32 protein-coding genes are annotated in these 26,506 nt (G+C 72.2%); 9 read left to right on the forward strand and 23 right to left on the reverse strand.

The features are described from left to right. The first annotated feature begins 46 nt into the window (after positions 1–46). From HBO46_RS09975 to HBO46_RS09985, 3 genes are read left to right on the forward strand one after another with little or no spacing between them, the layout of a single operon-like run. The gene (locus HBO46_RS09975) at positions 47–910 is read left to right on the forward strand and encodes a glycerophosphodiester phosphodiesterase (protein WP_166138259.1); all 864 of its coding nucleotides are present in this window, start codon (positions 47–49) and stop codon (positions 908–910) included. After that, entirely contained in the window at positions 907–1,908 is a 1,002-nt protein-coding gene (locus tag HBO46_RS09980) for an alpha/beta hydrolase (RefSeq protein WP_166138256.1), read from the forward strand. Before HBO46_RS09975 ends, HBO46_RS09980 begins: the two co-directional genes overlap by 4 nt. Before the next feature lie 16 nt (positions 1,909–1,924). After that, positions 1,925–2,287: a DUF4267 domain-containing protein gene (locus tag HBO46_RS09985; RefSeq protein ID WP_166138254.1), complete on the forward strand. Its 363-nt coding sequence runs from the start codon at positions 1,925–1,927 to the stop codon at positions 2,285–2,287. A 136-nt stretch (positions 2,288–2,423) separates the two neighbouring features. Here the strand turns inward: HBO46_RS09985 and HBO46_RS09990 are convergent, their stop codons facing one another. From HBO46_RS09990 to HBO46_RS10005, 4 genes are read right to left on the reverse strand one after another with little or no spacing between them, the layout of a single operon-like run. Next, positions 2,424–3,182, reverse strand: a complete 759-nt coding sequence (locus HBO46_RS09990; protein WP_166138251.1) for a sulfite exporter TauE/SafE family protein — start codon at positions 3,180–3,182, stop codon at positions 2,424–2,426. A gap of 3 nt (positions 3,183–3,185) precedes the next feature. Further along, positions 3,186–4,319 (reverse strand): SPFH domain-containing protein, encoded by a 1,134-nt coding sequence (locus HBO46_RS09995; protein WP_166138248.1) that lies wholly within the window; start codon positions 4,317–4,319, stop codon positions 3,186–3,188. Positions 4,320–4,376: 57 nt separating this feature from the next. After that, complete coding sequence (locus tag HBO46_RS10000) at positions 4,377–4,835, reverse strand: NfeD family protein (protein ID WP_166138245.1); 459 nt, start codon at positions 4,833–4,835, stop codon at positions 4,377–4,379. Between the two features lie 9 nt (positions 4,836–4,844). Next, positions 4,845–5,639, reverse strand: coding sequence for an ABC transporter ATP-binding protein (locus HBO46_RS10005; RefSeq protein ID WP_166138242.1), 795 nt, complete (start codon positions 5,637–5,639; stop codon positions 4,845–4,847). A 51-nt stretch (positions 5,640–5,690) separates the two neighbouring features. Here HBO46_RS10005 and HBO46_RS10010 point away from each other — a divergent pair, with 51 nt between their 5' ends. Together HBO46_RS10010 and serB are read left to right on the forward strand one after the other, a co-directional pair. Beyond that, positions 5,691–6,437, forward strand: a complete 747-nt coding sequence (locus HBO46_RS10010; RefSeq protein WP_166138239.1) for a hypothetical protein — start codon at positions 5,691–5,693, stop codon at positions 6,435–6,437. A gap of 45 nt (positions 6,438–6,482) precedes the next feature. After that, positions 6,483–7,706, forward strand: coding sequence for a phosphoserine phosphatase SerB (serB, locus tag HBO46_RS10015; protein ID WP_166138237.1), 1,224 nt, complete (start codon positions 6,483–6,485; stop codon positions 7,704–7,706). A 34-nt stretch (positions 7,707–7,740) separates the two neighbouring features. Here serB and HBO46_RS10020 read toward each other — a convergent pair whose 3' ends face one another. The 4 genes from HBO46_RS10020 to HBO46_RS10035 form a co-directional block, all read right to left on the reverse strand. Next, positions 7,741–8,259 carry a SixA phosphatase family protein gene (locus HBO46_RS10020; RefSeq protein ID WP_166138234.1) on the reverse strand — a complete coding sequence of 173 codons (519 nt, stop codon included), beginning with the start codon at positions 8,257–8,259 and terminating at the stop codon, positions 7,741–7,743. A 36-nt stretch (positions 8,260–8,295) separates the two neighbouring features. Next, positions 8,296–9,066, reverse strand: coding sequence for an enoyl-ACP reductase FabI (gene fabI, locus HBO46_RS10025; protein ID WP_166138231.1), 771 nt, complete (start codon positions 9,064–9,066; stop codon positions 8,296–8,298). A gap of 53 nt (positions 9,067–9,119) precedes the next feature. After that, entirely contained in the window at positions 9,120–9,869 is a 750-nt protein-coding gene (gene fabG / locus HBO46_RS10030; RefSeq protein WP_166138228.1) for a 3-oxoacyl-ACP reductase FabG, read from the reverse strand. Between the two features lie 94 nt (positions 9,870–9,963). Beyond that, complete coding sequence (locus HBO46_RS10035; protein WP_153323372.1) at positions 9,964–10,176, reverse strand: dodecin; 213 nt, start codon at positions 10,174–10,176, stop codon at positions 9,964–9,966. A gap of 76 nt (positions 10,177–10,252) precedes the next feature. On the opposite strand from HBO46_RS10035, the gene HBO46_RS10040 reads away from it, so the two are divergent. Next, positions 10,253–10,612, forward strand: coding sequence for a DUF3099 domain-containing protein (locus HBO46_RS10040; RefSeq protein WP_166138225.1), 360 nt, complete (start codon positions 10,253–10,255; stop codon positions 10,610–10,612). After that, positions 10,612–10,809 (forward strand): acetone carboxylase, encoded by a 198-nt coding sequence (locus HBO46_RS10045; RefSeq protein WP_166138222.1) that lies wholly within the window; start codon positions 10,612–10,614, stop codon positions 10,807–10,809. The genes HBO46_RS10040 and HBO46_RS10045 overlap by 1 nt, the downstream gene beginning before the upstream one ends. A gap of 7 nt (positions 10,810–10,816) precedes the next feature. Here HBO46_RS10045 and moaA read toward each other — a convergent pair whose 3' ends face one another. Continuing rightward, complete coding sequence (moaA, locus tag HBO46_RS10050; protein ID WP_166138922.1) at positions 10,817–11,809, reverse strand: GTP 3',8-cyclase MoaA; 993 nt, start codon at positions 11,807–11,809, stop codon at positions 10,817–10,819. A 47-nt stretch (positions 11,810–11,856) separates the two neighbouring features. On the opposite strand from moaA, the gene HBO46_RS10055 reads away from it, so the two are divergent. Then, entirely contained in the window at positions 11,857–12,738 is an 882-nt protein-coding gene (locus HBO46_RS10055; protein ID WP_166138219.1) for an SURF1 family cytochrome oxidase biogenesis protein, read from the forward strand. 79 nt (positions 12,739–12,817) lie between these two features. On the opposite strand, the gene HBO46_RS10060 is transcribed toward HBO46_RS10055, so the two are convergent. The 3 genes from HBO46_RS10060 to HBO46_RS10070 all read right to left on the reverse strand — a co-directional run bounded on the left by HBO46_RS10060 (position 12,818) and on the right by HBO46_RS10070 (position 17,259). Next, on the reverse strand, positions 12,818–14,692 hold the full coding sequence (locus tag HBO46_RS10060; RefSeq protein WP_166138920.1) for an ABC transporter ATP-binding protein: 1,875 nt from the start codon (positions 14,690–14,692) through the stop codon (positions 12,818–12,820). Between the two features lie 87 nt (positions 14,693–14,779). Continuing rightward, positions 14,780–15,583 (reverse strand): enoyl-CoA hydratase/isomerase family protein, encoded by an 804-nt coding sequence (locus HBO46_RS10065; RefSeq protein WP_166138216.1) that lies wholly within the window; start codon positions 15,581–15,583, stop codon positions 14,780–14,782. 77 nt (positions 15,584–15,660) lie between these two features. Further along, positions 15,661–17,259 carry an ABC-F family ATP-binding cassette domain-containing protein gene (locus HBO46_RS10070; RefSeq protein ID WP_166138213.1) on the reverse strand — a complete coding sequence of 533 codons (1,599 nt, stop codon included), beginning with the start codon at positions 17,257–17,259 and terminating at the stop codon, positions 15,661–15,663. 103 nt (positions 17,260–17,362) lie between these two features. On the opposite strand from HBO46_RS10070, the gene HBO46_RS10075 reads away from it, so the two are divergent. Beyond that, positions 17,363–17,788 (forward strand): response regulator, encoded by a 426-nt coding sequence (locus HBO46_RS10075; RefSeq protein ID WP_166138210.1) that lies wholly within the window; start codon positions 17,363–17,365, stop codon positions 17,786–17,788. 40 nt (positions 17,789–17,828) lie between these two features. Here the strand turns inward: HBO46_RS10075 and HBO46_RS10080 are convergent, their stop codons facing one another. From HBO46_RS10080 to HBO46_RS10130, 11 genes are all read right to left on the reverse strand, one after another. Continuing rightward, positions 17,829–18,749, reverse strand: coding sequence for a phosphotransferase (locus HBO46_RS10080; RefSeq protein ID WP_166138207.1), 921 nt, complete (start codon positions 18,747–18,749; stop codon positions 17,829–17,831). A gap of 63 nt (positions 18,750–18,812) precedes the next feature. Next, a complete protein-coding gene (locus HBO46_RS10085) occupies positions 18,813–19,448 on the reverse strand; it encodes an acVLRF1 family peptidyl-tRNA hydrolase (protein WP_224769477.1) in 636 nt (211 codons plus the stop codon). Then, complete coding sequence (locus HBO46_RS10090) at positions 19,445–19,798, reverse strand: ASCH domain-containing protein (RefSeq protein WP_166138204.1); 354 nt, start codon at positions 19,796–19,798, stop codon at positions 19,445–19,447. The genes HBO46_RS10085 and HBO46_RS10090 overlap by 4 nt, the downstream gene beginning before the upstream one ends. A gap of 11 nt (positions 19,799–19,809) precedes the next feature. After that, positions 19,810–20,223, reverse strand: a complete 414-nt coding sequence (locus HBO46_RS10095) for a metal-sulfur cluster assembly factor (protein ID WP_166138201.1) — start codon at positions 20,221–20,223, stop codon at positions 19,810–19,812. Beyond that, positions 20,216–20,686 (reverse strand): Fe-S cluster assembly sulfur transfer protein SufU, encoded by a 471-nt coding sequence (gene sufU, locus HBO46_RS10100; RefSeq protein ID WP_166138198.1) that lies wholly within the window; start codon positions 20,684–20,686, stop codon positions 20,216–20,218. Before sufU ends, HBO46_RS10095 begins: the two co-directional genes overlap by 8 nt. A gap of 7 nt (positions 20,687–20,693) precedes the next feature. Further along, positions 20,694–21,959, reverse strand: a complete 1,266-nt coding sequence (locus HBO46_RS10105) for a cysteine desulfurase (RefSeq protein ID WP_166138195.1) — start codon at positions 21,957–21,959, stop codon at positions 20,694–20,696. A 2-nt stretch (positions 21,960–21,961) separates the two neighbouring features. Further along, positions 21,962–22,720: a Fe-S cluster assembly ATPase SufC gene (gene sufC, locus HBO46_RS10110; protein WP_166138192.1), complete on the reverse strand. Its 759-nt coding sequence runs from the start codon at positions 22,718–22,720 to the stop codon at positions 21,962–21,964. Between the two features lie 50 nt (positions 22,721–22,770). Then, entirely contained in the window at positions 22,771–23,106 is a 336-nt protein-coding gene (locus tag HBO46_RS10115; protein WP_166138188.1) for a non-heme iron oxygenase ferredoxin subunit, read from the reverse strand. Between the two features lie 2 nt (positions 23,107–23,108). Continuing rightward, positions 23,109–24,299 carry a Fe-S cluster assembly protein SufD gene (gene sufD, locus HBO46_RS10120; protein WP_166138185.1) on the reverse strand — a complete coding sequence of 397 codons (1,191 nt, stop codon included), beginning with the start codon at positions 24,297–24,299 and terminating at the stop codon, positions 23,109–23,111. Between the two features lie 46 nt (positions 24,300–24,345). Then, positions 24,346–25,764: a Fe-S cluster assembly protein SufB gene (gene sufB, locus HBO46_RS10125; RefSeq protein WP_166138182.1), complete on the reverse strand. Its 1,419-nt coding sequence runs from the start codon at positions 25,762–25,764 to the stop codon at positions 24,346–24,348. Next, a complete protein-coding gene (locus tag HBO46_RS10130; protein WP_191480245.1) occupies positions 25,761–26,465 on the reverse strand; it encodes a helix-turn-helix transcriptional regulator in 705 nt (234 codons plus the stop codon). The genes sufB and HBO46_RS10130 overlap by 4 nt, the downstream gene beginning before the upstream one ends. Positions 26,466–26,506: the final 41 nt, after the last annotated feature.

Genomic DNA, 26,506 nt, shown 5'->3' on the forward strand with positions numbered 1-26,506 from the left:
TGCAGGCCTCTCCCCCGTGGTGGTCAACCGCTGGCACAGTGAGGGCATGGAGCATCCGTCCGCCGGGTCCTCCGCCGCGCCGGTGCTGCTGAGCGCCCACCGGTGCGGCGCGGGCGGCGACCCCGCGCTGGAGAACACCCGCCCCGCCCTGGAGCGCGCGCTCGCGATGGGGGTCGACTACGTCGAGTTCGACGTGCACCGCTGCGGCGACGGGGAGCTCGTGCTCTTCCACGACGACTGGCTGTGGATCGGCGGGGAACGGCACTGGATCCGCACGGTGGGCGTGGACATGCTGACCGCCCAGTCCGAGCACTTCCTGCGCTACGAGGAGGCGCTCGCGATCCTCGCCGGCCGGGGCCGCGCCCACCTCGACCTCAAGTTCGCCTCCCCAGGCGGCGTCGCGGAGGTCGCGGCGGTCGGGCGTGCGGTGGAGATGCTCGGCGTGGAGAACCTCGTCGTGACCACCCTCGACGACCGCTCGGTGCGCGCGGTGCGCAACTGGGCCGACGAGCAGGGACTGCGGCTGCTGGTCGGCCTGTCGCTGGGGCGTGGCGTGCGCGGCCTGCCGTGGCGCGTGCAGGCCCGGATCCGGCTCTCGGAGGTGCGTCCACGGATGCGCTACCGCGCCTCGCGTGCCAACGTCATGGTCGTCAACCACGCCCTCGCCCGTCTGGGGGTCGCGGCGCTGGCGCGCCGCTGGGGACTGCCGCTGCTGGTGTGGACCATCGACACCGAGCGGTCGCTGGAGTACTGGCTGCGCCCGGGACGGGCGTGGATGGTGACCACCAACCGCCCCGAGGTCGCCCTCGCCGTCCGCGAGCGCCAGAACCGGCGACTGCGGGGGCTGCGGTCCGCTCCGGGACGCCGGCGGCGCACTCCCCGCGCAGGCTCTGGGAACATGCGGGCATGACCCACGAGCAGGAGAGCGAGCGCGTGGACGTGCTCGGCGAGCCGTTCCACGCCGAGACCATCACGCTCGACGACGACGACGAGGGCGCGGTGGTCGCCACGCTCGTCACCCGGCGCGCCGAGCAGCCGACCGGCCGCGCCGTCCTGCACGTGCACGGCTTCGCCGACTACTTCTTCCAGACCGAGTACGCCGCGTGGTGGTGCGCGCGGGGCTATGACTTCTACGCCCTCGACCTGCGCAAGTACGGCCGCTCGCTGCTCCCCCACCAGACCCCCAACTACGTCACCGACCTCGCCGAGTACCGCCCCGAGATCGACGAGGCGTGGCGCCGGATCACCGCGCGCGACGGCCATCGCGAGGTCGTCGTCTCGGCGCACTCCACCGGTGGCCTCACCATGCCGCTGTGGGCCGACGCGCGCCGTCCCGCCGAGCTCGCCGGGATGGTGCTCAACTCCCCCTGGCTCGATCTCCAGGGCAGCGTCTTCCTGCGGACCATCGGCACCGTCGCGCTCAAGCAGCTCGGCCAGCGCCAGCCGCGGCGCGCGATCCCGCGCACCGTCAACGGCCTCTACGGCGCCAGCCTGCACCGCGACCACCACGGCGAGTGGGACTTCGACCTGACCTGGAAGCCGCTGGAGTCGTTCACGGTGTACGCCGGGTGGCTGCGCGCGGTCCGCAACGGACACGCCCGCCTCCAGGCCGGGCTCGACGTCCCCGGCCCGGTGCTGGTGCTCTCCTCGGGGGCCAGCAGCTGGCCGACCGCGATGGGCGAGGACGTCCACGGCCACGACGTCGTGCTCGACGTCGCCCACATCCGGCGCTGGGCGACCGCGATCGGGACCCACGTGACCTACGTGGCGGTCCCCGGGGCCCGCCACGACGTGGTGCTCTCCCGGCCCGAGCCCCGCGAGCGCGTCTACGCCGAGCTGGAGCGCTGGCACGCGGCGTACCTCGCGGACCGCGACCCGGCCGGTCCCGCCCCCGCACCGCCCCGCTGACGCTAGGGTCCGGCGCATGGATCCTGTGACCGGCCTCTCACTCGGCCGCATCGTGCTCGGTGCCGTCTCCCTCGCCCGTCCCGACGTCGCGGCGAACGCCTTCCGCGTCGACGCCGCGGCGAACCCGCAGCTGCCCTACGTGCTGCGCCTGTTCGGCGCCCGGGAGGTGGCGCTCGGCGCGCTCACCCTGGTCGCCCCGCGGGCCGGACGGCGGGCGCTGCTCGCGGCCGGCGTGGCGGTCGACGTCGCGGACGTCGCGACCGCCGTGCACGGCCACCGCACCGACGCGATCAGCCGGCAGGGCGCGCTGGGGCTCCTGGTGCCGGCGACCGGCGCGGTCCTGGTCGGCCTGCTGGCGCTACGCCGTCCCCGGGGCTGAGCCCGCCGTTCGCCCCGGGCGCCGGCCAGCCACGCGCCGTACCCCCACGTTTGGTCCCCAACGACAGTTCTCCGGGGGTTCCCGGTGTCGTTCGTGACCAATCGTGGGGGCGGGGCCGGACAGGGCCCGTCGGGGGTCAGACCGTGAACGACACCAGCGCGACGACCCCGACGATGACGATCACGGCGCGCAGGACATTCGGCGGCAGCCGGCGTCCGTACGACGCGCCGATCTGGCCGCCGACGACCGCGCCGACGGCGATCAGCGCGACGACCATCCAGTCGACGTCGGCGACGACGGCGAAGATTAGCCCGGCGACCGCGTTGACCAGGCCGGCGGCGACGTTCTTCACCGCGTTGAGGCGCTGGATCGAGTCGTCGACGCCGATCCCCAGGATGCCCATCAGGATCACGCCCTGGGCGGCCCCGAAGTAGCCGCCGTAGACGCCGCTGGCGGCGGCCGCGGGGGTGACCCAGCGCGCGTCCGGGCGCTGCCCGACGGTGTCACCGTGGCGCCGGGCGACCCACCGTGACACCCGCGGCCCGAGCAGCACGAGCAGGACGCCGAGGGCGATCAGGGCCGGCACGATCCGCTCGAAGGCGTCAGCGGGCAGGACCAGGAGCAGGACCGCGCCCACGGTGCCGCCGACCAGCGAGGCGAGGCCGAGGCGCACCACGCGAGCGCGCTGGCCACGCAGCTCGCGGCGATATCCCCAGGCCCCGGAGAGCGAGCCCGGGACCAGGCCGATGGTGTTGGAGGCGTTGGCGGTCACCGGCGGCACCCCGAACGCGAGCAGCGTGGGGAACGTGATCAGGGTGCCGGAGCCGACGATGGTGTTGATCGTGCCTGCAGCGACGCCCGCCATCGCGATGGCGAGCGCCTCGAGGAGCCCCAACCCTCAGCCGGCCGCGGGTGCGTCGGAGGGGGGCTCGGGGTCCGTGGGGACCGACGGCGCGTCGGCGGTGCGCACGCCGGGGGTCGTGGCCGCGGAGGCCGCCTCGGCGATCGCCGCCTGGACGGCCTCGTTGGCCGACCGCGCGGTGGCGCTGTCCTCACGGGTCTCGACGGCTCCGGGGCCCATGTCCACGCGGGTGCGCGGACCGTCGACCTCCTGGGGGATGCCGCGCAGGTCGTTCATCGTGGAGCCGAGGCCCTCCAGCGCCTTGCCGATCTCGCTGGGCACGATCCACACCTTGTTGGCGTCGCCCTCGGCGATCTTCGGCATCATCTGGAGGTACTGGTAGGCCAGCAGGGACTGGTCCGGGCGCCCGTCGTGGATCGCCTGGAACACGGTCTGGATGGCCTGCCCCTCACCCTGGGCGCGCAGGATCTGCGCCTCCCGCTCGGCCTGGGCGCGCAGGATCTGCGACTCCCGCTCACCCTCGGCGTTGAGGATCGCGGACTGCTTGTTGCCCTCCGCGGTGAGGATGGCGGACTGACGCTGGCCCTCCGCGGTGAGGATCAGCGCACGCTTGTCGCGGTCGGCGCGCATCTGCTTCTCCATCGCGTCCTTGATCGAGGGCGGCGGGTCGATGCCCTTGATCTCGACGCGGTTGACGCGGATGCCCCACTTGCCGGTGGCCTCGTCGAGCACGCCGCGCAGGCCGGAGTTGATCTCCTCGCGGCTGGTCAGCGTCTGCTCGAGGTCCATGCCGCCGACGATGTTGCGCAGCGTGGTCATCGTGAGCTGCTCGACGGCCTGGATGTAGTTGGCGATCTCGTAGGTCGCCGCGACCGGGTCGGTGACCTGGAAGTAGATGACGGTGTCGATGGAGACCACGAGGTTGTCCTCGGTGATCACCGGCTGCGGCGGGAAGCTGACGACCTGCTCGCGCAGGTCGATGACGTAGCGCACCTTGTCGATGAAGGGCACGACGATGTTCAGACCCGCCGGCAGCGTCTGCTTGTACTTGCCGAACCGCTCGACGACCCCGGCGCGTGCCTGGGGCACGATCCGCACGGTCTTGGCCAGGATCGTGACGACGAGCACGAACAGCAGGCCGAGCAGGATCAGGGCGATCGTGCCCCCCATGTCTTCTCCTCCGGTAGATGGATCACGGTGTTGCGTGGCGTGCGGTGCGGTGCCGGCTCACTCGAGCCGCGGCACCGGGTGGACCAACGCGGTGGCGCCGCGGATCTCGAAGACCTCGACGGTCTCCCCCGGCTCGATCGTGATGGTCGAGTCGTACGGCGCCGCCGACCAGATCTCGCCCGCGAGGCGGACCCGGCCGATCTCCAGGCCGCTGATCCGCTGGGTCACGGTGCCCTGCTGACCGACCAGCTTGCCGTGGCCGAGCTTGAGCTCGGGGCCGCCGTGCAGGCGGTGGACGAGGGTGGGGCGGAGCAACATCAAGGTGGCGGCGGAGACGCCGGCCGCGACGAGCGCCGACACGACCACGGGCGCCCCGAGGAGCGCGGTGCCCATGCCGGCCAGGGCGCCGGCCGCGAGCATGGCGAAGATCAGCTCCAGGCTGAAGATCTCGATGACGCCGAGTGTCATCGCGAGCGCCAGCCAGGCCGCCCACTGGTGGTCGCTCAGCCAATCCATGTCCAGACCCTACCGGTGCCGCACAGCGCGCCGAGCGGTCCAGCGGCCGTCCTCGTGACCGAGGGTGAGCGGCATGCCGAACGTCGCGGAGAGGTTCTCCTCGGTCAGCGTCTCCTCGAGGGGGCCGGCGGCCACCACGGCGCCGTCGCGCAGCAGCAGCGCGTGGGTGAAGCCGGGCGGGATCTCCTCCACGTGGTGGGAGACCAGCACCATCGCCGGCGAGGTGGGGTCGGCAGCGAGCGCCGACAGCGTCGCGACCAGATCCTCGCGGCCGCCGAGGTCGAGGCCGGCCGCCGGCTCGTCGAGCAGCATCAGCTCGGGGTCGACCATCAGGGCCCGCGCGATCTGGACGCGCTTGCGCTCGCCCTCGCTCAGGGTGCCGAACGTGCGGTCGGAGAGGCCGCGCACGCCGAGCTCGACCAGCAGGCTCTCGGCCCGGTCGTGGTCGAGCTCGTCGTACTGCTCCAGCCAACGCCCGACCACGCCGTACGACGCGGAGACCACGACGTCGTGCACGCGCTCGGAGCGCGGGATCCGGTCGGCGACGGCCGCGCTGGTCACGCCGATGCGCGGGCGCAGCTCGAAGACGTCGACGAGGCCGAGGACCTCCTCGAGCACCGCGGCGACGCCGGTGGTGGGGTGGATCTGGGCGGAGGCCAGCTGAAGCAGCGTGGTCTTGCCGGCGCCGTTGGGACCGAGGACGACCCAACGCTCGTCGGCCTCCACTGTCCAGTTCACGGTGTCGAGCAAGGTGGCCTGACCCCGACGGATGGTGACATCGGCGAAGTCGAGGACGGCAGTCATGCGGGCCACCCTAACGGGGCGGCTGAGGGGGTCGGCGTACAGTCTCGGGCCGTGTCCACGCACCTGCCCGTCTCCGGTCGCCTCGCCTGGTGGGCGACGGCCTGGCTGCGCGATCAGGTGGTCACCGACCTCGTCGTCGACGCGGTCCTGGGCGACGACGTCACCCATGCCGTGGCCGGCCTGCACGCGCTCGGCCTGGGCGGTCCGACGGGCACCGACACCCTGGTCGGCGGACTGGCGCGGCTTCGCGTCGAGGGCGCGCGGAGCGTCGGCGCGGCGTTCCCGGCGGAGGGCGACCCGGCCGGCCTGGGCGGCCCGGCGGACTTCAACGCGGCGGCGCTCGAGGCCGGCGAGGCGGTGGTCACCGACGTGGGTGTCGGCCTGGTGCCGGTCTCCGTCGGGCCGACGACGACCTGGGTCGCGCACCGCGCCCAGCGTCGCCAGCTGCCCGACGTGGGCGAGGCGGACCGGGCCCTGCGCCGCGAGCTGACGCAGGCCGCGTCCGCGCTCGCGGCCCTCGACGTCGCACGCTGGCGCCCGGAGGTCGCGGACCTGCTGATGAACCTGCGCCACCGCGCACCGCTGGTCGCTCCGCCCGGGGTGCCGCAGCGCTGCGTGGAGCTCGCCGAGCGCGCCACCCAGGCCGTCGAGGTCGTCGAGGCCGCGCTCGTCGACGACGGCGCCTCGATCTCCGCCCACGAGGCGGACGCCCGGCGTACGGCGCTCGTCGGACTCGAGCGTGCGGGTCGCCGCGCCCTGGTGGCGGCCTGCTCCCCCGAGGCGTGGCCACCGGCCTGAGCCGATCCCCGGGGCCGCGCCGCGGAGCGGTAGCCTCGTCCCGCGATGACACAGACCCCAGGCGCCCGGCCCGAGACCCTCCTGATCACGCTCACCGGCAAGGACCGGCCCGGCGTGACCTCCGCGGTCTTCTCGACGCTCGCGCAGACCCACGTGCAGGTGCTCGACGTCGAGCAGATCGTGCTGCGCCGGCGCCTCGTGCTCGGCGTCCTCGTCACCGCGCCGCGCGACTGGCGCCGCCTCAGCGAGGCGGTGCACCGCACCGGCGAGGAGCTCGGCATGAGCGTCGAGATCGAGCCCGGCACCGGCGACAACCGGCCGCGGCCGCAGGGCCGCTCGCACGTCACGCTGCTGGGCAGCCCGCTGCGGCCCGCCGCGATGGCCGCGATCGCCGGACGGATCGCCGACGCCGGCGCCAACATCGACCGCATCGAGCGGATGGCCCGCTACCCCGTCACCGCCATCGAGCTGCACGTCTCCGGCGCCGACCCGGCCCGCCTGCGTGCGCTGCTGGCCGCCGAGGGCGCCGCCCAGGGCATCGACGTGGCCGTGCAGCCGGCCAGCCTCGTGCGCCGCGGCCAGCGACTGATCGTGATGGACGTCGACTCCACGCTCATCCAGGGCGAGGTGATCGAGATGATCGCGGCCCACGCCGGCTGCGAGGAGAAGGTCGCCGAGGTGACCGAGGCCGCGATGCGCGGCGAGCTCGACTTCGAGCAGTCCCTGCGCGAGCGGGTCCGGCTGCTGGAGGGGGTCCCGGCCAGCGCGCTGGACGAGGTCTACGACTCGATCGTCCTCGCCCCCGGGGCACGCACGCTCGTGCGCACCCTGAGCCGGCTGGGCTACCGCTTCGCAATCGTGTCGGGCGGGTTCAGCCAGATCACCGACCGGCTCGCCGCCGACCTCGGCATCCACTACGCCCGCGCCAACGAGCTCGAGATCGTCGACGGCCGGCTCACCGGCCGCGTCGTCGGCGAGGTCGTGGACCGGGCCGGCAAGGCGCGCGCCCTGCGTGAGTTCGCCGCCGAGGTCGGGGTCTCCGAGGACGCGGTGATCGCCATCGGCGACGGTGCCAACGACCTCGACATGCTCGGCTCCGCAGGCCTCGGCATCGCCTACAACGCCAAGCCGATGGTGCGCGACGCCGCCGACACCGCGGTCAACGTGCCCTACCTCGACACGATCATGTACCTCCTCGGGATCTCCCGCGAGGAGGTCGAGGCCGCGGACGCCGCGGCCGGGATCGTGACGCCGGCACCGCCGGTCTGAGGCTGCCGGCGCCTTGCGGCGCCTCGCCCGCGGGTCAGCCGCGGGGCACGTGGAAGGCGACCACCCGGGCGCCCTCGGCGCCGAGACCTGCCCAGCCGCCGCCGACCTCGAACACGGTCGTCGCGGCGGTCGGGTGGCCGCCGAGCATCGCGGCCGACGCCTCGGGGTCGCCCTGCCCGTCGTCGAGCTGCTGGGCCAGCATCCCCACCGTGGGGTTGTGGCCGATCACCACCAGGGTGCGCACTGCGTCGTCGGTCGCCCGGATCAGGTCCAGGGCGCTCTCCGGCCCGGCGGAGTAGAGCCCGTCGTCGTACGACGCGGCGTCGAGGTCCCAGCCGGCGCCGGTCGCCAGCGACTCCCAGGTCTCCCGGGTGCGCAGCGCGCCGGAGACCAATGCGGCGTCCGCGGTGATGCCCCGGGCGGCCAGCCACTCGCCGCCGACGCGGGCATCGCGACGCCCGCGCGGGGCGAGCTCACGCTCCTGGTCGCTCGGACCGTGGGCCTCGGCCTGGGCATGACGCATCAGGACCAGGAGGCGTGGTTGCTCGCTCACGCCTCCCAGCGTGGCACACGAGGCGCCCGGCGGCGCTCAGGCGCCCATCGCGTGGAAGCCGCCGTCGACGTGCACGATCTCCCCGGTGGTGGCCGGGAAGAAGTCCGAGAGCAGGGCGCAGACGGCCTTGGCGGTCGGGGTGTGGTCGGCGTTGTCCCACCCGAGCGGCGCGCGGGTCTCCCACATCGCCTCCAGGTCGGAGAAGCCCGGGATCGCCTTGGCGGCCAGGGTCTTCAGCGGTCCGGCGGAGACCAGGTTGCAGCGGATGCCGTCGGCGCCGAGGTCGCGGGCGAGGTAGCGCGAGGTCGACTCGAGCCCGGCCTTGGCCACCCCCATCCAGTCGTACGCCGGCCACGCGACGGTCGCGTCGAAGGTGAGGCCCACGACCGAGGACCCCGGGCCCATCAGCGGCTTGGCCGCCCGGGCGAGGGAGGCGAGGGAGTACGCCGAGACGTGCACCGCCTGGGCGACGTCCTCCCACGGCCCGGTCATGAACTTGCCGCCGAGCAGCGTCTCGGGGTTGCCGTAGGCGATGGAGTGCACGACGCCGTCGAGGCCGTCGACGTGCTCGCGGACCAGCTCGGGCAGGCGCTCGAGGTGCTCGGCGTCGGTGACGTCCAGCTCGAGGACCGGGGGCTCGACCGGCAGCCGCTTGGCGATGCGCCGGGTGATGCCCAGCGCGCGGCCGAAGTTGGAGATGAGCACGGTGGCGCCCTGCTCCTGCGCGACCTTGGCGGTGGCGAAGCCGATGGAGGAGTCCATCGTCACCCCGGCCACCAGGATCCGCTTGCCGTCGAGAATTCCCATGTCGTCCTCTGCTCTCGCGCTCGTGCTCGATGTGTACGGGTCGGTGGTGCGGGTCAGTGGCCCATGCCGAGGCCGCCGTCGACCGGGATCACCGCACCGGTCACGTAGGCGGCGCCGGGGCCCGCCAGCCAGGTGACCGCACTGGCCACCTCGGCGGGCTGGGCGTAGCGCCCGAGCGGCACCTGGGACTTGATCGCGGCCTTCTGCTCGTCACTGAGCACGCCGGTCATGTCGGTCTCGACGAAGCCCGGGGCGACGACGTTGGCGGTGATCGAGCGGGACCCGAGCTCGCGGGCGATCGAGCGCGCCATGCCGACCAGGCCGGCCTTCGACGCGGCGTAGTTGACCTGCCCGGCGGAGCCGAGCATGCCGACCACGGACGAGATGAGGATGATCCGGCCGCGCCGGAGGCGCAGCATCCCCTTGCTGGCGCGCTTCGCCAGGCGGAAGGTGCCGGTGAGGTTGGTGTCGATCACCGAGGACCAGTCGTCCTCCGACATGCGCAGCAGCAGCGTGTCGGCGGTGATGCCGGCGTTGGCGACCAGCACCTCCACGGGGCCGTGGGCCGCCTCGATGACGGCGAACGCGGCGTCGACGGCGGCCGGGTCGGTCACGTCGCAGCGCACGTCCAGCGCGCCCATGGGTGCGCCGCCGGAGCGGGTGGTCACCGCCACCTTGTCGCCCTGGGCCAGGAACGCCTCGGCGATGGCGCGGCCGATGCCACGGTTGCCGCCGGTGACGAGCACCGAACGGGGGCTCTCAGGACTGGACTCGGACCTGGGGTCGGGCGTTGCGTCGCTCACGTCGCCTGACGCTAGTGATTACCGGGGGGTAGACGAAAACAGGTGCCCGGCGCGCCGTCGAGGGTGCGCCGGGCTCGCAGTCGCGAGCGGGAGGTCAGTCGTCCTCGAGGCGGAAGCCGACCTTCATGCCGACCTGGAAGTGCTCGACCTCGCCGTCCTTGACCTGGCCGCGGATCTGGGTGACCTCGAACCAGTCGAGGTGGCGCAGGGTCTTGCCGGCCCGGGAGACGCCGTTGCGGATGGCGGCGTCGATGCCCTCGGGCGAGGTGCCGACGATCTCGGAGACGCGGTAGGTGCGGTTGGTCATGGGAGGAACCTCTCGGTCTGCGTGCAGCGGGCGGGCTTGCGATCGTAGGTCACATCGCGCGACGTAGGATGAGCGCATGGCCAAGGACCGGTCCCGCCCGTCCGAGGCGGTCCGCATCACCACCGCCGCCACGACCCGCGGCAGCGACATCGCGGCGCGCCAGAAGCGCTACATCGTGGCGATGACGATCCGCACCGCCTGCGTGATCGGCGCGGCGATCTCCGGCGCCATGGGCATCAACTGGCTGTGGCCGGTGCTGATCGCCGCCGGCATCTTCCTGCCGTACGTCGCGGTCGTCGAGGCCAACGCGGCGGAGACCCGCTCGGACGCCTTCGAGCTGCCCGACAGCAACTACCGCCACGAGCTCGGGCACGGCCAGACCACTCCACCCCAGCAGGACCCCGGGAGCCGGGGCCAGACGAAGGACGACGCCTGATGGACCCCGACCTGTGCTCGGCGAAGGGCTGTCAGGCCCCGGCTGCGTGGCAGCTGCTGTGGAACAACCCCAAGATCCACACCCCCGAGCGCCGCAAGACCTGGCTGGCCTGCGGGGAGCACCGCGAGTCGCTCTCGTCGTTCCTCGGCTCGCGCGGGTTCCTCAAGGACGTCGTCCCGCACGAGCCCGCCGCCTGAGGCTCGGCTAGCCGCCGATCGCGGACATCGGGCGGTCCGGCTGCAGGAACGTCGGGTCGTCGATCCCGTGCCCGGGCCGCTTGCCGCGCATCGCGATCAGCCACCGCTCGGCCAGCTCCTCGTCGCTGGCGCCGTCGCGCATCGCGCCGCGCAGGTCGGACTCCTCGCGGGCGAAGAGGCAGTTGCGCACCTGGCCGTCGGCGGTGAGGCGCACGCGGTCGCAGTCCCCGCAGAACGGGCGGGTGACGGAGGCGATGACGCCGACCGTGCCCGCGCCGCCGTCGACGCGGAACAGCTCGGCCGGTGCGCTCCCCCGCGGCTCGACGGCCGGCGAGAGGGAGAACCGGGTCTCGAGGTGCGCGAGGATCTCGTCGGCGGTCACCATCGCGGCCCGGTCCCAGCCGTGTTGGGCGTCGAGCGGCATCTGCTCGATGAAGCGCAGGTGGTAGTCGCGCTCCAGGGACCAGGCCAGCAGCTCGGCGGCCTGGGTGTCGTTGACGCCGCGCAGCAGGACCGCGTTGATCTTGACCGGGCCGAGGCCCGCCGCCTGGGCGGCCTCCAGCCCGGCGATCACGTCGTCGAGGCGGTCGCGCCGGGTGATCTCGAGGAAGGTCTCGCGGCGCACGGTGTCCAGGCTGACGTTGACCCGGTCCAGGCCCGCCGCGGCGAGGGCGGGGGCGGTGCGGGCCAGGCCCAGCGCGTTGGTCGTCAGCGACAGCTCGGGCCGGGGCGCCAGGGCCGCCGTGCGCTGCACGATGTCGACCAGGCCGCGGCGTACGAGCGGCTCCCCGCCGGTGAACCGCACCTCGCGGACCCCGAGGATCGTGACCGCGATGTCGATGAGCCGGACGACCTCGTCGTCGCTCAGCAGCCGCTCGTTGGCGAGCCAGTCCAGGCCCTCCTCCGGCATGCAGTAGGAGCAGCGCAGGTTGCATCGATCGGTCAGGGAGACGCGCAGATCCGTGGCCACCCGGCCGTAGCGGTCCTCCAGCGCTCTCATCACACCCGCAGTCTAGGCACGCGGGCCTTGCTGGCTACCCTTGCGAGGTGCGGTCCTTGTCGTTCCTGTTCACTCGCCGCTGGATTCTCTTCCTGCTGGCGATCATCGTCCTCGGTACCGGGACCTGGTGGCTCGGCGAATGGCAGTTCGATCAGTTGGAGAAGCGCAAGGCTGCCAACGAGGTGGTGCGCACCAACGAGATGCTGACCCCGTCCCCGGTCGAGGAGGTCCTCTCCCCCGGCGCCGAGATCGACTCCGACGACGAGTGGCGCCTGGTCGAGGCGACGGGCCGCTACCTGCCCGAGGAGACCGTGCTGGTCCGCTACGCGACCAGCCCGTCCGGCGAGGGAAGCGGTGTGGACGTGGTCGTGCCGTTGCGCACCACCGACGGCGCGGTGCTGCTCGTCAATCGCGGGTGGCAGGTGCGCGCCGACATCAGCGGCACGATCGGCGACATCCCTGAGCCCCCCGACGGCGAGGTGACAGTGACCGGCTGGGTGCGACCCGACGGCGAGGGCTCCAGCACCGAGGTGGTCGACGGCTCCACGCGCGCGATCAGCTCCGAGGCGATCAGCGAGGCCGAGGGCCTCGGCACGACGTACGGCGGCTGGATCGAGCTGCGCGACGAGGACGGGCAGAGCGCGGCGCCCCTGGAGTCGGCTCAGCTGCCGACGCTGGACAACGGCCCGCACTTCTTCTACGGCCTGCAGTGGTGGTTCTTCGGCGTCCTCGGCCTGGGTGGCTTCCTCTACCTGGCGTACGACGAGTGGCGCGGCGGGCCTGCCAACCGCAAGCAGCGCCAGGGCGAGAGGCCGCCGTCGAAGGCCGACATCAGGCGGGCGCGTCGGGCGGCCGCCAAGCAGGCCGAGCGCGAGGCCCGACTGGCCGCCGAGCAGCAGGACCGGGCCCCGGCCGACAGCACCCGCTGACCCCTTCCGGCGGCGTACCGGCGGGCTCGCGCAACCACAAGGGCCGAGTCACGCAACCATTGGCGCCGACTCGCGGTGGTCAGGCGCCGGGCACCACGACGTCGTCGAGGAACTGGGTGCGGTACAGGTCGGCGTAGAGGCCGCCCTGCGCGAGCAGCTCGGCGTGGGTGCCGCGCTGGACGATCCGGCCGCCCTCCAGCACCAGGATCTGGTCGGCCTGGCGCACGGTGGAGAGCCGGTGGGCGATCACCAGCGAGGTGCGGCCCTCCAGGGCCGCGTCGAGGGCACGCTGCACCGCGACCTCGGACTCGCTGTCCAGGTGGGCGGTGGCCTCGTCGAGCACCACGACCGACGGCGCCTTGAGCAGCAGCCGGGCGATCGCGAGCCGCTGGCGCTCGCCGCCGGAGAGCCGGTAGCCACGGTCGCCGACCACGGTGTCCAGCCCGTCGGGCAGCGATCGCACCAGCCCGGCCACCTGCGCGGCCTCCAGCGCGTGCCAGACGGCGTCGTCGTCGGCGTCGGGGCGGGCGTAGAGCAGGTTGTTGCGGATCGTGTCGTGGAACATGTGGGCGTCCTGGGTGACGTACCCGACGGCGTCCTCGAGGGACTGGAGGGTCACGTCGCGGACGTCGTGGCCGTCGAGGCGCACCGCGCCGGTGTCCACGTCGTAGAGGCGTGCGACCAGGTGCGTGGCGGTGGTCTTGCCGGCGCCGGAGGGGCCCACCAGGGCGATCATCTGACCGGGCTCGGCGGTGAAGGTGACGTCGTGGAGCACCTGGGCCGCGGCTCGCGACTCGGAGCGGGCGACGACCTCGAGCGAGGCCAGCGAGATGTCGTCGGCGTGCGGGTAGGTGAAGCCGACGTGGTCGAACTCCAGGCGCGCGGCCTGCGGGGAGAGCTCGCCGGCACCGGGGCGCTCCTGCACGAGCGAGGGCAGGTCGAGCACCTCGAAGACCCGCTCGAAGCTCACCAGCGCGGTCATCACGTCGATGCGCACGTTGGAGAGCCCCTGCAGGGGCCCGAGCAGCCGCAGCAGCAGCGTCGCCAGCGCCAGCAGGGTGCCGATGGTGAGCGTGTCGTCGAGGACGAGGTGGCCGCCCACGCCGTACACGAGGGCGACGGCCAGGGCCGGCACCAGCGCCATCGCGGCCATGAAGACCCGCGTCAGCAGCGAGATCCGGATGCCCAGGTCGCGCACGCGGGCCGCCTTGGTGGCGTAGAGCGCGTCCTCGTCGCCGCGGCGGCCGAAGAGCTTGAGGAGCATCGCGCCGCCGACGTTGAAGCGCTCGGTCATCATGTTGCCGAGGTCGGCGTTGCCGTCCATCTGCTGCCGCGTCAGCCCGGCGAGCCGGGCACCGACGAACCGGCTGGCGAGGAACAGCACCGGGAAGAGCGCCAGGCACAGCAGGGTGACCTGCCAGCTGAGCGTGAGCATCGCGATGCCCACGACCACCACGGCGATCGAGTTGGACACCGTGCTGGAGAGCGTGGTGGTGAACGCGCGCTGCGCGCCGATCACGTCGTTGTTGAGCCGCGAGACGAGGGCGCCGGTCTGGGTGCGGGTGAAGAACGCCAGGCTCTGGCGCTGCACGTGGGCGAAGACGCTGGTGCGCAGGTCGAAGATCAGGCCCTCACCGATGCGGGAGGAGAACCAGCCGTTGAGCACGGTCAGGATGGCGCTGAGCACGGCGAACCCGGCCATCGCCAGGGCCAGCACGGTCACCAGACCGCTGTCGTTGCCGAGGATGCCGTCGTCGACGACCTTCTTGACCAGCAGCGGCGTGACCACGACGGTCGCGGCGTCGATGACGGTGAGGACCAGGAAGACGGCGATCAGCGCCCGGTGCGGGCGCGCGAAGGCGAGGATGCGTCGCAGGGTCCCCCGCTCGATCCTGTTCTCCACCGCACTGCGATCGGTGCGCAAGTGGCGCATCGCCGGTCCCATGCCCTGCATCCCGGACACCTGTCCTCCTGCTCGTTCCTGCTCGTGTCCCCCGTGGTGCTCGATCGTGGTGTCGGGCCGCCCGATCGGCCCGGCGCCTCAGCGCCCGACGAGTGCCGCGACCTCGCGGAAGCGCCGGCCCTGCGCCTCGCGCTCGAGGCGGCGCTGCTCGTCCAGGCTCCGGTCGGCCGCCCCCTGCAGGAGCGCCTTGGTCTCGCGCACCGCCCCGACCATCGGCGCGGTGAGAGCAGCTGCGAGGTCGGCCACCGCGGCGTCGAGCTCGGTGGTGGGTACGACGCGCTGGGCCAGGCCGATGGCTGCGGCCTCGCGCGCGTCGACCATCCGGGCCGTGGCGCAGATCTCGAGTGCTCGTGCATATCCAACGGCCTCGACGAGGGGCTTTGTTCCCGTGAGGTCGGGGACCAGCCCGAGCGCCGACTCCTTCATGCACAGCTGGGCGTCCTCGGCGAGGACCCGCAGGTCGCACGAGAGGGCGAGCTGGAAGCCCGCGCCGATCGCGTAGCCCTGCACCGCGGCGATCGAGACGAACCGCGGGTCGCGCAGGAACGTGAAGCCCCGCTGGTACTCCTCGATCGTGGCCGAGAGCCCGGCGTCGTCGAGGCGGAGCAGGTCCGCGACCGTCTCGGTGCCCGGGGCGCCGGCGGTCGGGTCCAGCATCGAGCGGTCCAGCCCGGCCGAGAAGCTCTGGCCGACGCCGCGCACCACGACGACGCGTACGTCGTCGCCGATGGACGCGCCGATCTCGGCCAGGGTCCGCCACATGAGCGGGGTCTGGGCGTTGCGGACCGCCGGGCGGTCCAGCGTGATCGTGAGGACCGCGCCGTCCTGGGCGAGCTGCAGGCCGCTGTCGGCGAGGACGTCGGGGCTCACGGGAGAGGTCATGGCCGCAGTCTAGGAACGGCGCGCGCCGCGGCGCGCACCCGTCCCCCTCCGGGCCCGGCCCGAGGTCAGGCCCGAGGTCAGGCCAGCGACACCAGGTCCGCGTAGTCCTCGGTCCACAGGTCCTCGTCGCCGTCGGGCAGCAGCAGCACCCGGTCCGGCTCGAGGGCACGCACGGCGCCCTCGTCGTGGGTGACCAGCACGATCGCGCCCTCATAGCTGCGGATCGCGTTGAGCACCTCCTCGCGGGAGGCCGGGTCGAGGTTGTTGGTGGGCTCGTCGAGCAGCAGCACGTTGGCGCTGGAGACGACGAGGCTGGCGAGCGCCAACCGGGTCTTCTCACCACCCGAGAGCACCTTGGCGGGCTTGTGTGCGTCGTCGCCGGAGAAGAGGAACGACCCGAGGACCGAGCGTGCCTCGGTGTCGGTGAGCTGGGGCGCGGCGCTCTGCATGTTCTCCAGCACCGTCCGCTCGGTGTCCAGCGTCTCGTGCTCCTGGGCGTAGTAGCCGGCCTTGAGCCCGTGGCCCGGGATCACCCGGCCGCTGTCCGGCTCGTCGACCCCGGCGAGCATCCGCAGCAGGGTGGTCTTGCCGGCGCCGTTGAGCCCGAGGATCACGACCCGGGAGCCGCGGTCGATGGCCAGGCTGACGTCGGTGAAGACCTCCAGCGAGCCGTAGGTGCGCGACAGGCCCTCCGCGGTGATCGGGGTCTTGCCGCAGGGAGCCGGCTTCGGGAAGGAGATCCGGGCCACCTTGTCGGAGGCACGCTCCCCCTCGACGCCGGCGAGCATCTTCTCGGCGCGCTTGAGCATCGACTGCGCGGCCTGGGCCTTGGAGGCCTTCGCGCGCATCTTGTTGGCCTGGTCGGTGAGCGTCTTGGCCTTGCTCTCGGCGTTGACCCGCTCGCGCTTGCGGCGCTTCTCGTCGGTCTCGCGCTGGGTGAGGTAGTGGCGCCAGCCCATGTTGTAGATGTCCATCGCCGCGCGGTTGGCGTCGAGGTGCATGACCTTGTTGACGGTCTCCTCGAGCAGCGCGTTGTCGTGGCTGATCACGATGAACCCGCCCTTGTAGGACTTCAGGAAGTCGCGCAGCCACACGATCGAGTCGGCGTCGAGGTGGTTGGTCGGCTCGTCGAGGATCAGGATCTCGGCGTCGGAGAAGAGGATCCGGGCGAGCTCCACGCGACGGCGCTGGCCGCCCGACAGCGTCTTGAGCGGCTGGTCGAGGATGCGGGCCTCGATGCCGAGGCTCGAGGCGATGGTGGCCGCCTCGGACTCCGAGGCGTACCCGCCGGCGGCGTGCATCTCGTCGTCGGCGCGCGAGTAGCGCCGCATCGCCTTCTCCCGCACGGCCGGGTCGTCGCTGCCCATCTGCTCCTCGGCCTGGCGCAGCCGGCGTACGACGTCGTCGAGGCCGCGCGCGGAGAGGATCCGGTCGCGTGCGAGCACCTCGGGGTCGCCGGTACGCGGGTCCTGCGGCAGGTAGCCGAGCTCGCCGGAGCGGGTGACGGTGCCGGACGCGGGCAGCGCGTCGCCCGCCAGGATCTTCGTCAGCGTGGTCTTGCCGGCGCCGTTGCGGCCGACCAGACCCACCTTGTCGCCGGCGGCGACACGGAAAGAGACGTTCTCCATGAGCAGGCGTGCGCCCACCCGGACTTCCAGCTGGGAGGCAGTGATCATGAGGGGCACGAGTCTAGAGGCGGCACCGGGCTTCCCCATCTTCGCCGCAGATTCCTCGCGCAGAGTGCTGCCGACCTCACCCTGAGGCGCTAGCCTGCCCCACGTGAGCGATGCCAGCGGGGAGCAACGGTCGGCGGCGCCGCGCGCGGCCACGGGGAGACCCCTGCGGGTGCTGGTCGCCGACGACTTCGAACCCGTGCGCACCCTCGCCGTGCGGATGCTGGAGAAGCTCGGCCACCACGAGGTCTCCGAGGCCGCGGATGGCCAGGAGGCCGTGCAGGCTCTGGAGCGTGCGCCGCACGACCTGCTCCTGCTCGATCTGTCGATGCCGCGGATGTCGGGTCTCGACGTCGTGCGGTGGGTCAACAACCGCCCCGAGATCGGCGCCGTCCTGACGATCGTGGTGATCAGCGCCTCCGCCCACGACGAGCGCCCGACGCTGGCCGAGCTCGGCGTCTCGCGGGTCCTGCCCAAGCCGTTCCGGCTCCAGCAGATCGCCGACGTGATCGCCAGCCTCCCCCGCCGCTGATCCTCCCGCGAGTCGGCGCCAATGGTTGCGCGAGTCGGGGCTAATGGTTGCGCGCTGAGCCCAGCAGGTCCTCGATCAGTGGGAACTGGCGCTGCAGGGCCTGCAGGTGCGGGGCCACTGCCGGGTGCCGGTACTTGCCGGCGAGCGCGCCCTCTCCCCCGGCCACCCGGGCCAGCGCCCATTCGGCCCGGTTCAGCGCGGTGAGTACGGCGGTGACCCGCGCCCCGTGCGCTGCCTCGCGGCGCACCGCCTCGGACGGCGGCCCGGCCAGCCCGCCGACGTAGGCCTCGAGCAGCGGCTCGAGGCTCTCGCGCGCGGAGAGCAGGTAGTACCCGAGGTCCCCGCCCACCGGGCCGGTGCCGAGCGTGCCCCAGTCGAGCGCGACGACGTCGGCGTCGTGGCGGCCCGGGAGGTTGCCGGGCACCGGGTCGCCGTGCTGGAGGACCTGCGGCAGCGCGTCGAGGGAGTCCAGCAGGCTGCCGCGCCGGGTCCACAGGTGCTCCGCCACGTCGGCGACCGGCGTCCGCGCGAGGGTGCGCCACCCGCCGTACCGCTCGACGCGCAGCACCCGGTCGCGCAGCTGGTCGCTCGCCAGCCACGGCGCGCGCACGCCGCTCGCTGCGAAGCGCCCCAGGGCCCGCGCCACGAAGAGGCCGGTGTTGCGCGCGTCCGCGACGGACTCCTGGACGAGGGTGATGCCGTCGGCGTCCTCCTCGACGGCCGTCGTCGGCATCCGCAGCCCCGGCGTCGCGTCGAGCAGGCCGCTGGTCGCGGCGTCCGCCTCCCGTCGCCAGTACGCCGCGTGACGCGGCTGGCTCAGGGCCGCCGGGTCGTCCGCTGCCGGGGCGAGCAGCCGCTTGACGACCACCTCCTGCCCGCCGAGCCGGGCGCGCCAGACCCCCAGGGTGGAGGTGCCGGTGCCACCGGGAAGGGGCTGCCAGCCGGGCTCGGGCTGCCACATGCCGGTCATCCTGACAGAGCGAGGGGCCGCCGGCCGGGAGGTCGCGCGTGGGTGCGGCGGGGCTCAGTCCTCGCCGGGCTCGGCGTTGTGGACCTCGACGGCCAGCTTGCCGGCGTCGCGGACCGCCTCCTCGAGCACCGCGCGGCGCGGGTCCGGGACGGCCAGCCACAGGTCGCTCGGCGCCAGGCCGCGCAGCCGCGGGTCGGCGAGGACCTCCTCGACGGCGGTGTGATCGCCACCGGTGACCACGGGACCGGTGAGGTCCCCGAGGATCCGGACGGCGTGCTCGGCGGCCGCCTCGTAGGCCTGCCGCGCCTGGTTGTCGCGTCGCCGGGCGAAGCGCTGCTGGCTCTGCCCGCCGGCCTTCGTGCGTCCCTGCACGTGGCGCTGGCCGACCTTGGAGGCGACGGTGCGCTCCCCGGCCAGGCGCGCGACCGCGAAGCCACCCTTGCGCACCAGCAGCACGCCCCAGTCCTGCGGCACGCTCGCCGCAGCCGCGAAGGCCGCAGCGTCCGCCGGCCCGTCGTACGACGCGGCGAACGGCAGCCGCGCGAGGAACGTCGAGCCGTCCTCGGCGAGCCCGCCCAGCGCGCCGTCCGCGACGCTCAGCGCGGTCGCACCGTGCCGGGCCCGGAAGTTCTCCACCCAGCGCTCCCAGCGCTGCGGGGCGAGGAGCACCCGCGTCGGCGGGGGCGTCACTGGCTGTGCAGCACGCGCAGGTGCTCGACGACCTCGACCGGGCCGACCTCGACCCGCTCGGTCACCACCAGGGCCCGCGGGCTCCCCGCGCCGTCCAGGACGATGCCCAGGGTGCCGACCTCGGGTGCCGGGACACCGGCGGACTCGAGCTCCGCCAGCGGGACCGCGAGCGTCGTGCCCGAGCCGTCGAGGAGCTCGCGCAGGCCGGCGTCGGCCTGCGCGGGCTCCTCACCGAACGACCACGTGGGCGGCGGCACCGCACCGACCGGAGTGGCCGGGAAGTAGCCGGGAAGCGGCTGGAGCCGGGCGTGCGAGCGCGCGACCTGCCAGAAGTTCTCCACCGCATCCATGTCGGTGCGGGTCAGACGTTGAAGCCGAGGGCGCGCAGCTGCTCGCGACCGTCGTCGGTGATCTTGTCCGGACCCCACGGCGGCATCCAGACCCAGTTGATGGCGACGTCGCTGACGATGCCCTCGAGCGCGCCGTGGGTCTGGTCCTCGATGACGTCGGTCAGCGGGCAGGCCGCCGAGGTGAGCGTCATGTCGAGCACGCAGTTGGCGTTCTCGTCGATGTGCACGTCGTAGACCAGGCCGAGGTCGACGACGTTGATGCCGAGCTCGGGGTCGACGACGTCCTTCATCGCCTCGGTGACGTCGTCGACGCTCACGGACGAGGTGGCCGAGCTGCTGCCCGAGCCGCTCGCCGCGGGCACCTCCGGCAGGTCGCCGTGGTCCACGGCGCCGGTGTCCCCGGCGGTGGTCTCGGTCTCAGGCATGGTTCTCCTCGGTGACTCGGGCGGTGGCGTCCTTGAACGCCATCCAGGACAGCAGCGCGCACTTGACGCGCGCAGGGAACTTGGCGACACCGGCGAACGCGATGCCGTCCTCGAGGACGTCCTCGTCGGGCTCGACGGTGCCCTTGCCCTGCATCAGGGTCAGGAAGCTCTCGTGCACCGTCATCGCCTCGGCGACCGGGCGTCCGATCACCAGGTCGGTCAGCACGGAGGCGGAGGCCTGCGAGATCGAGCACCCCACGGAGTCGTAGGAGACGTCCTGGACCACGGGGCCCTCGGCCCCGTCGGCCAGGTGGACGCGCAGGGTGATCTCGTCACCGCAGGTCGGGTTGACGTGGTGCACCTCGGCGCCGAACGGCTCGCGAAGCCCCTTGTGGTGGGGGTTCTTGTAGTGGTCCAGGATGATCTCCTGGTACAGCGAGTCGAGGTTCGGGTCAGCAGTCATCGACGGATCAGCCCACCTTGAAGTAGGAGCGGGTGTACTCGAGGCCCTCGATCAGCGTGTCGATCTCCGCCGGCGTGGTGTAGAGGTACGACGACATCCGCGTCGAGCTCTGCACCCCGAACCGGGCGTGCGCGGGGCGCGCGCAGTGGTGTCCGGCGCGCACCGCGATGCCGCGCGAGTCGAGCACCTGGGCGATGTCGTGGGGGTGCACCCCGTCGAGCTCGAAGGAGATCGCACCGCCGCGCCGGGTCGGGTCGAGCGGACCCAGCACCCGCATGCCGGGCACCCCCTGCAGGCCCTCGAGGGCGTAGCCGGTGAGCGCCTGCTCGTGGGCGTGGATCGCCTCGAGGCCGATCGAGGAGAGGTACTGCAGCGCGGCGCCGAGGCCGACGGCCTCGACGATCGGCGGCGTACCGGCCTCGAACTTGTGCGGGAGCCCGGCGTACGTCGAGCCCTCCATGCGCACGGTCTCGATCATCTCGCCGCCGCCGAGGAACGGCGGCAGCTTCTCGAGGATCTCGCGACGACCCCAGAGCACGCCGATGCCGGTCGGACCGACGACCTTGTGGCCGGTGAAGGCCAGCAGGTCGGCGCCCGAGGCGACGACGTCGACGGGGAGCTGCGGCGCCGCCTGGGAGGCGTCGACGACCACGATCGCGCCGACCTCGTGGGCACGGCGGGCGATGTCGGCGACCGGGTTGATGGTGCCGAGCATGTTCGACACCCAGGTCAGCGAGACCACCTTGGTGCGCTCGTTGATCAGCTCATCGATGTTGGACAGGTCGAGCTCGCCCTCGTCGGTGAGCCCGAACCAGCGCAGGGTCGCGCCCTTGCGCTCGGTGAGCAGCTGCCACGGCACGATGTTGGAGTGGTGCTCCATCTCGGTGATCAGCACCTCGTCTCCGGGGCCGATCTCGAGCTCACCGGTCGCCCACATGAGGGTGTTCGCCACCAGGTTGAGCGCCTCGGAGGCGTTCTTGGTGAAGATCACCTCATCGCGGCTCGGGGCGTTGAGGAACCCCGCGACGATGTCGCGGGCCCCCTCGAAGGCCTCCGAGGACTCCGCGCCGAGCTGGTGCATCGCACGCGCGACGTTCGCGTTGTGCCGCTCGAGGTGGTCGACCATGGCGTCGATGACGCACTGCGGCTTCTGCGAGGTGTTCGCGCTGTCCAGGTAGACCAAGGGCATCCCGTCCGCGAGCTCGCGCTCGAGGATCGGGAAGTCCTTGCGGATGACCTCCAGCTCGGGGAGGAGACCGGTCAGCTCAGGCATGCTCAGACCGAAGCCTTGACGTACTTGTCGTAGCCCTCGGCCTCGAGCTGCTCGGCGAGCTCGGGGCCACCCTGCTCGGCGACGCGGCCGTTGACGAAGACGTGGACCTTGTCGGGCTGGATGTAGCGCAGGATGCGGGTGTAGTGGGTGATCAGCAGGACACCCTTGCCCTCCTGCTGGCGGAAGCGGTTGACGCCGTCCGAGACGACCTTGAGCGCGTCGATGTCGAGGCCGGAGTCGGTCTCGTCGAGGATCGCGACCTTCGGGTCGAGCAGCTCGAGCTGGGCGATCTCGTGACGCTTCTTCTCACCACCGGAGAAGCCCTCGTTGACCGAGCGCTGCGAGAACGTCGTGTCGAGGTTCATCCGCTCCAGGGCGCCGTTGACGTCCTTGACCCAGGTGCGCAGCTTGGGGGCCTCGCCGTCGACGGCCGTCTTCGCGGTGCGCAGGAAGTTCGACACCGAGACACCGGGCACCTCGACGGGGTACTGCATGGCCAGGAACAGCCCGGCGCGGGCGCGCTCGTCGACCGACATGGACAGCACGTCCTCGCCGTCGAGGAGCACCGTGCCGCCGGTGACGGTGTACTTCGGGTGGCCCGCGATCGAGTAGGCCAGCGTGGACTTGCCGGACCCGTTGGGGCCCATGATCGCGTGGGTCTCGCCGTCGCCGATGGTCAGCGTGACGCCCTTGAGGATCTCCTTGGGGCCGTCCTCGGTGTCGACCGTGACGTGCAGGTCCTTGATCTCCAGCGTGCTCATTGTTGTCTCTTCCTCGTGTTCGAAAGTCGTGGTGGCGTGGGTGGCGGCGCTCAGCCGGGCCGCACGCCGTTCAGGGTGGTGCTGGCGTCGACGTAGACCTCGCCGTCGCGGACCTCCACGGGGAAGGTCGCGACCGGGTCGATCGCGGGCGGGCCGACCGGCTTGCCGGTGCGCAGGTCGAAGCGGGAGCCGTGCAGCCAGCACTCGATCTGGCAGTCGGCGACCTCGCCCTCGCTCAGCGCGACCGCGGCGTGGCTGCACAGGTCCTGGACGGCGAACACCTCCTCGCCGTCACGGGCCACCGCCACGGCGAGGCCGCCGACGGTGACCGCGAGGCCCTCGTCGGCCGGCACCTCGGTGAGGCTGCAGACGCGCTCGAAGCCCATGCTCAGGCTCCCCGCAGAACGTTCTTGGCGAGCTCGTCCTCGACCGTGCTCATCAGCTTCTCCTCCAGGGAGGGGATGCCGATCTTGCGGATCAGGTCGTTGAAGAAGCCGTGCACGACCAGGCGGCGGGCCTCGGGCTCGGAGATGCCGCGCGAGCGCAGGTAGAACAGCTGCTCGTCGTCGAAGCGGCCGACGGCGGAGGCGTGACCGGCGCCCTCGATCTCGCCGGTCTCGATCTCGAGGTTCGGCACCGAGTCGGCCTGGCAGCCGTCGGTGAGCACGAGGTTGCGGTTCTCCTCGTAGGTCTCGATGCCCTCCGCGATCTTGCGGATCAGCACGTTGCCCACCCACACGGTGTGGGCGCCCTCGCCCTGCAGCGCGCCCTTGTAGACGACGTTGCTCTTGGTGCGCGGGGCGGTGTGGTCGGCGAAGAGCCGGTGCTCGAGGTGCTGGCCGGCGTCGGCGAAGTACAGGCCGTACATCTCCGCGGAGCCGCCGGGGCCGGCGTACGTCACGTTGGCGTCCATGCGGACCAGGTCGCCGCCGAAGGAGATCGCCACGTGCTTGTACGACGCGTCGCGGCCGACGCTCGCCTCGTGGTGGGCGAGGTGCACCGCGTCGTCGGCCCAGTCCTGCACCGAGATCACGGAGACCTGGGCGCCGTCGCCGACGACGACCTCGACGACCTGGGCCAGCGAGGCGTGGCCCTGGTGCTGGAGCACCACGACCGCCTTGGCGAACCGGCCGAAGCGGAGCACCACGTGCCCGGCCTCGGTGGCCTCGACGTCGGTGCCGTCGAGGGTGACGACCACCGGCTCGGCGACCTCCAGCTCGGCGGGGACGTCGACGAGCAGGGTCTCGGCGGTCTCGGCCAGCACCCGGGCGCTGAAGCGGTCGTTGGGGACCCAGCCGCTCACGCCGCGCAGGGCGCGGGCCTCATCCCCCTCGACCGACTCGACGCGGACCCCCGCAGGGGTGTTCCAGGTGACCTGGGTGGCGCCGGCGCCGTACACGGCCTCGCCGTGCAGGTCACGCAGCCGCTTGAGGGGGGTGAAGCGCCAGATCTCCTCGCGACCGGTGGGGACCGGGTGGTCGGAGACGTCGAAGGAGCCCTCGGGGTGCAGGTGGGAGTCCACCGGCGTCAGCTCGAGGGCAGACTCCACGCTGTCGCGCGCAGTGTCGATTGCAGTCACGGATCTTCTTTCTACGAACGGGGTGGACGAAGCGACGAGGCCGGCGTCAGCCGACCGCGCCCTCCATCTGCAGCTCGATGAGACGGTTGAGCTCGAGGGCGTACTCCATCGGAAGCTCCTTGGCGATGGGCTCGACGAAGCCGCGCACGATCATCGCCATCGCCTCGTCCTGCTCCATGCCCCGGCTCATCAGGTAGAAGAGCTGGTCGTCGGAGACCTTCGAGACGCTGGCCTCGTGGCCCATCGACACGTCGTCCTCGCGGATGTCGACGTAGGGGTAGGTGTCGGAGCGGCTGATCTGGTCGACCAGCAGCGCGTCGCACAGCACGTTGGACTTCGAGCCGTAGGCGCCCTCGTTGACCTGAATCAGGCCGCGGTACGACGTCCGCCCGCCACCGCGCGCCACCGACTTGCTCAGGATCGAGCTGGAGGTGTGCGGCGCCGCGTGGACCATCTTGGCGCCGGCGTCTTGGTGCTGGCCCTCGCCGGCGAACGCGATCGAGAGCGTCTCGCCCTTGGCGTGCTCGCCCATCAGGTAGACGGCCGGGTACTTCATGGTCACCTTGGAGCCGATGTTGCCGTCGACCCACTCCATCGTGGCGCCGGCCTCGCAGACCGCGCGCTTGGTGACGAGGTTGTAGACGTTGTTCGACCAGTTCTGGATGGTCGTGTAGCGGCAGCGGCCGCCCTTCTTGACGATGATCTCCACGACCGCGGAGTGCAGCGAGTCCGAGGAGTAGATCGGCGCGGTGCAGCCCTCGACGTAGTGCACGTAGGCGCCCTCGTCGACGATGATCAGCGTGCGCTCGAACTGGCCCATGTTCTCGGTGTTGATCCGGAAGTAGGCCTGCAGCGGGATGTCCACGTGGACGCCCTTGGGCACGTAGATGAACGAGCCGCCGGACCACACCGAGGTGTTGAGCGCGGCGAACTTGTTGTCACCGACGGGGATGACGGTGCCGAAGTACTCCTGGAAGAGCTCCGGCTGCTCCTTCAGTGCGGTGTCGGTGTCCAGGAACAGGACGCCCTGCTCCTCGAGGTCCTCGCGGATCGAGTGGTAGACGACCTCGGACTCGTACTGCGCCGCGACACCGGCGACGAGGCGCTGCTTCTCCGCCTCGGGGATGCCGAGCTTGTCGTAGGTGTTCTTGATGTCCTCGGGCAGCTCCTCCCAGGAGGTCGCCTGCTTCTCCGAGGACCGCACGAAGTACTTGATGTTGTCGAAGTCGATGCCGCCGAGGTCGGAGCCCCAGGTCGGCATGGGCTTGCGCCCGAAGAGCTTCAGACCCTTGAGCCGCAGGTCGAGCATCCACTGGGGCTCGTCCTTCTTGGCGGAGATGTCGCGAACGACGTGCTCGTTGAGGCCGCGCTGCGCCTCGGCGCCGGCGACGTCAGGGTCGGCCCAGCCGAAGTCGTACCGACCGATGCCCTTGAGCTCGGGGTTCAGCTCCTCGATGGAGGTCATGGAGTGACCTGCTCCTTCTCATTGGTGGTGCTCGAAACGTTCGGGATGCTCGTGGTGCAGACGCCGTCGCCGTGGGCGATGGTCGCCAGCCGCTGCACGTGGCGACCGAGGACCCGGCTGATGGCCTCGGTCTCCGCCTCGCACAGCTGGGGGAACTCGTGGGCAACGTGGGAGACCGGGCAGTGCTGCTGGCACAGCTGCTCCCCCATCGGCTTGCCGTTGATCGGACCGAGGTCACGGACCGCCGCGGCGTACCCCTCGTCGGTGAAGACGCGGGCGAGGACCTCTGCAGGCCCCAGCGACGGGTCGGCTGCGCTGACCCGGTGGAACCTCTCCTCGATGAAAGCCACCCGGCGCCGGGAGAATTCCCGGACCGCCTCGTCGCCACCCGTCTCGGCGAGGAAGCGCAGCGCCTGGGCCGCCAGGTCGTCGTAGGCCTGGTCGAAGTGGTCGCGCCCGCTCTCGGTGAGCGCGAACACCTTGGCCGGGCGCCCGCGGCCACGCTGGCCGTGGGCACGCGGCTCGCGGACCTCGACCTGGCCGTCGTCGACCAGCAGGTCGAGGTGGCGGCGTACGGCGGCCGGCGTCAGGTCGAGACGCTCGGCGAGGTCGGCGGCGGTCGAGGGGCCGTTGTCGAGGATCGAGCGGGCGACGCGCTGCCGGGTCGGCAGGTCGTCACCTCGCAGGCGCCCCTCGATCAATTCCACAACAGTAGTGTGCCGTTATTGCTCGGGGCGCTTCA

Origin of the sequence: Nocardioides ochotonae, assembly GCF_011420305.2 — a bacterium.
GTDB classification, from domain to species: Bacteria; Actinomycetota; Actinomycetes; order Propionibacteriales; family Nocardioidaceae; genus Nocardioides; species Nocardioides ochotonae.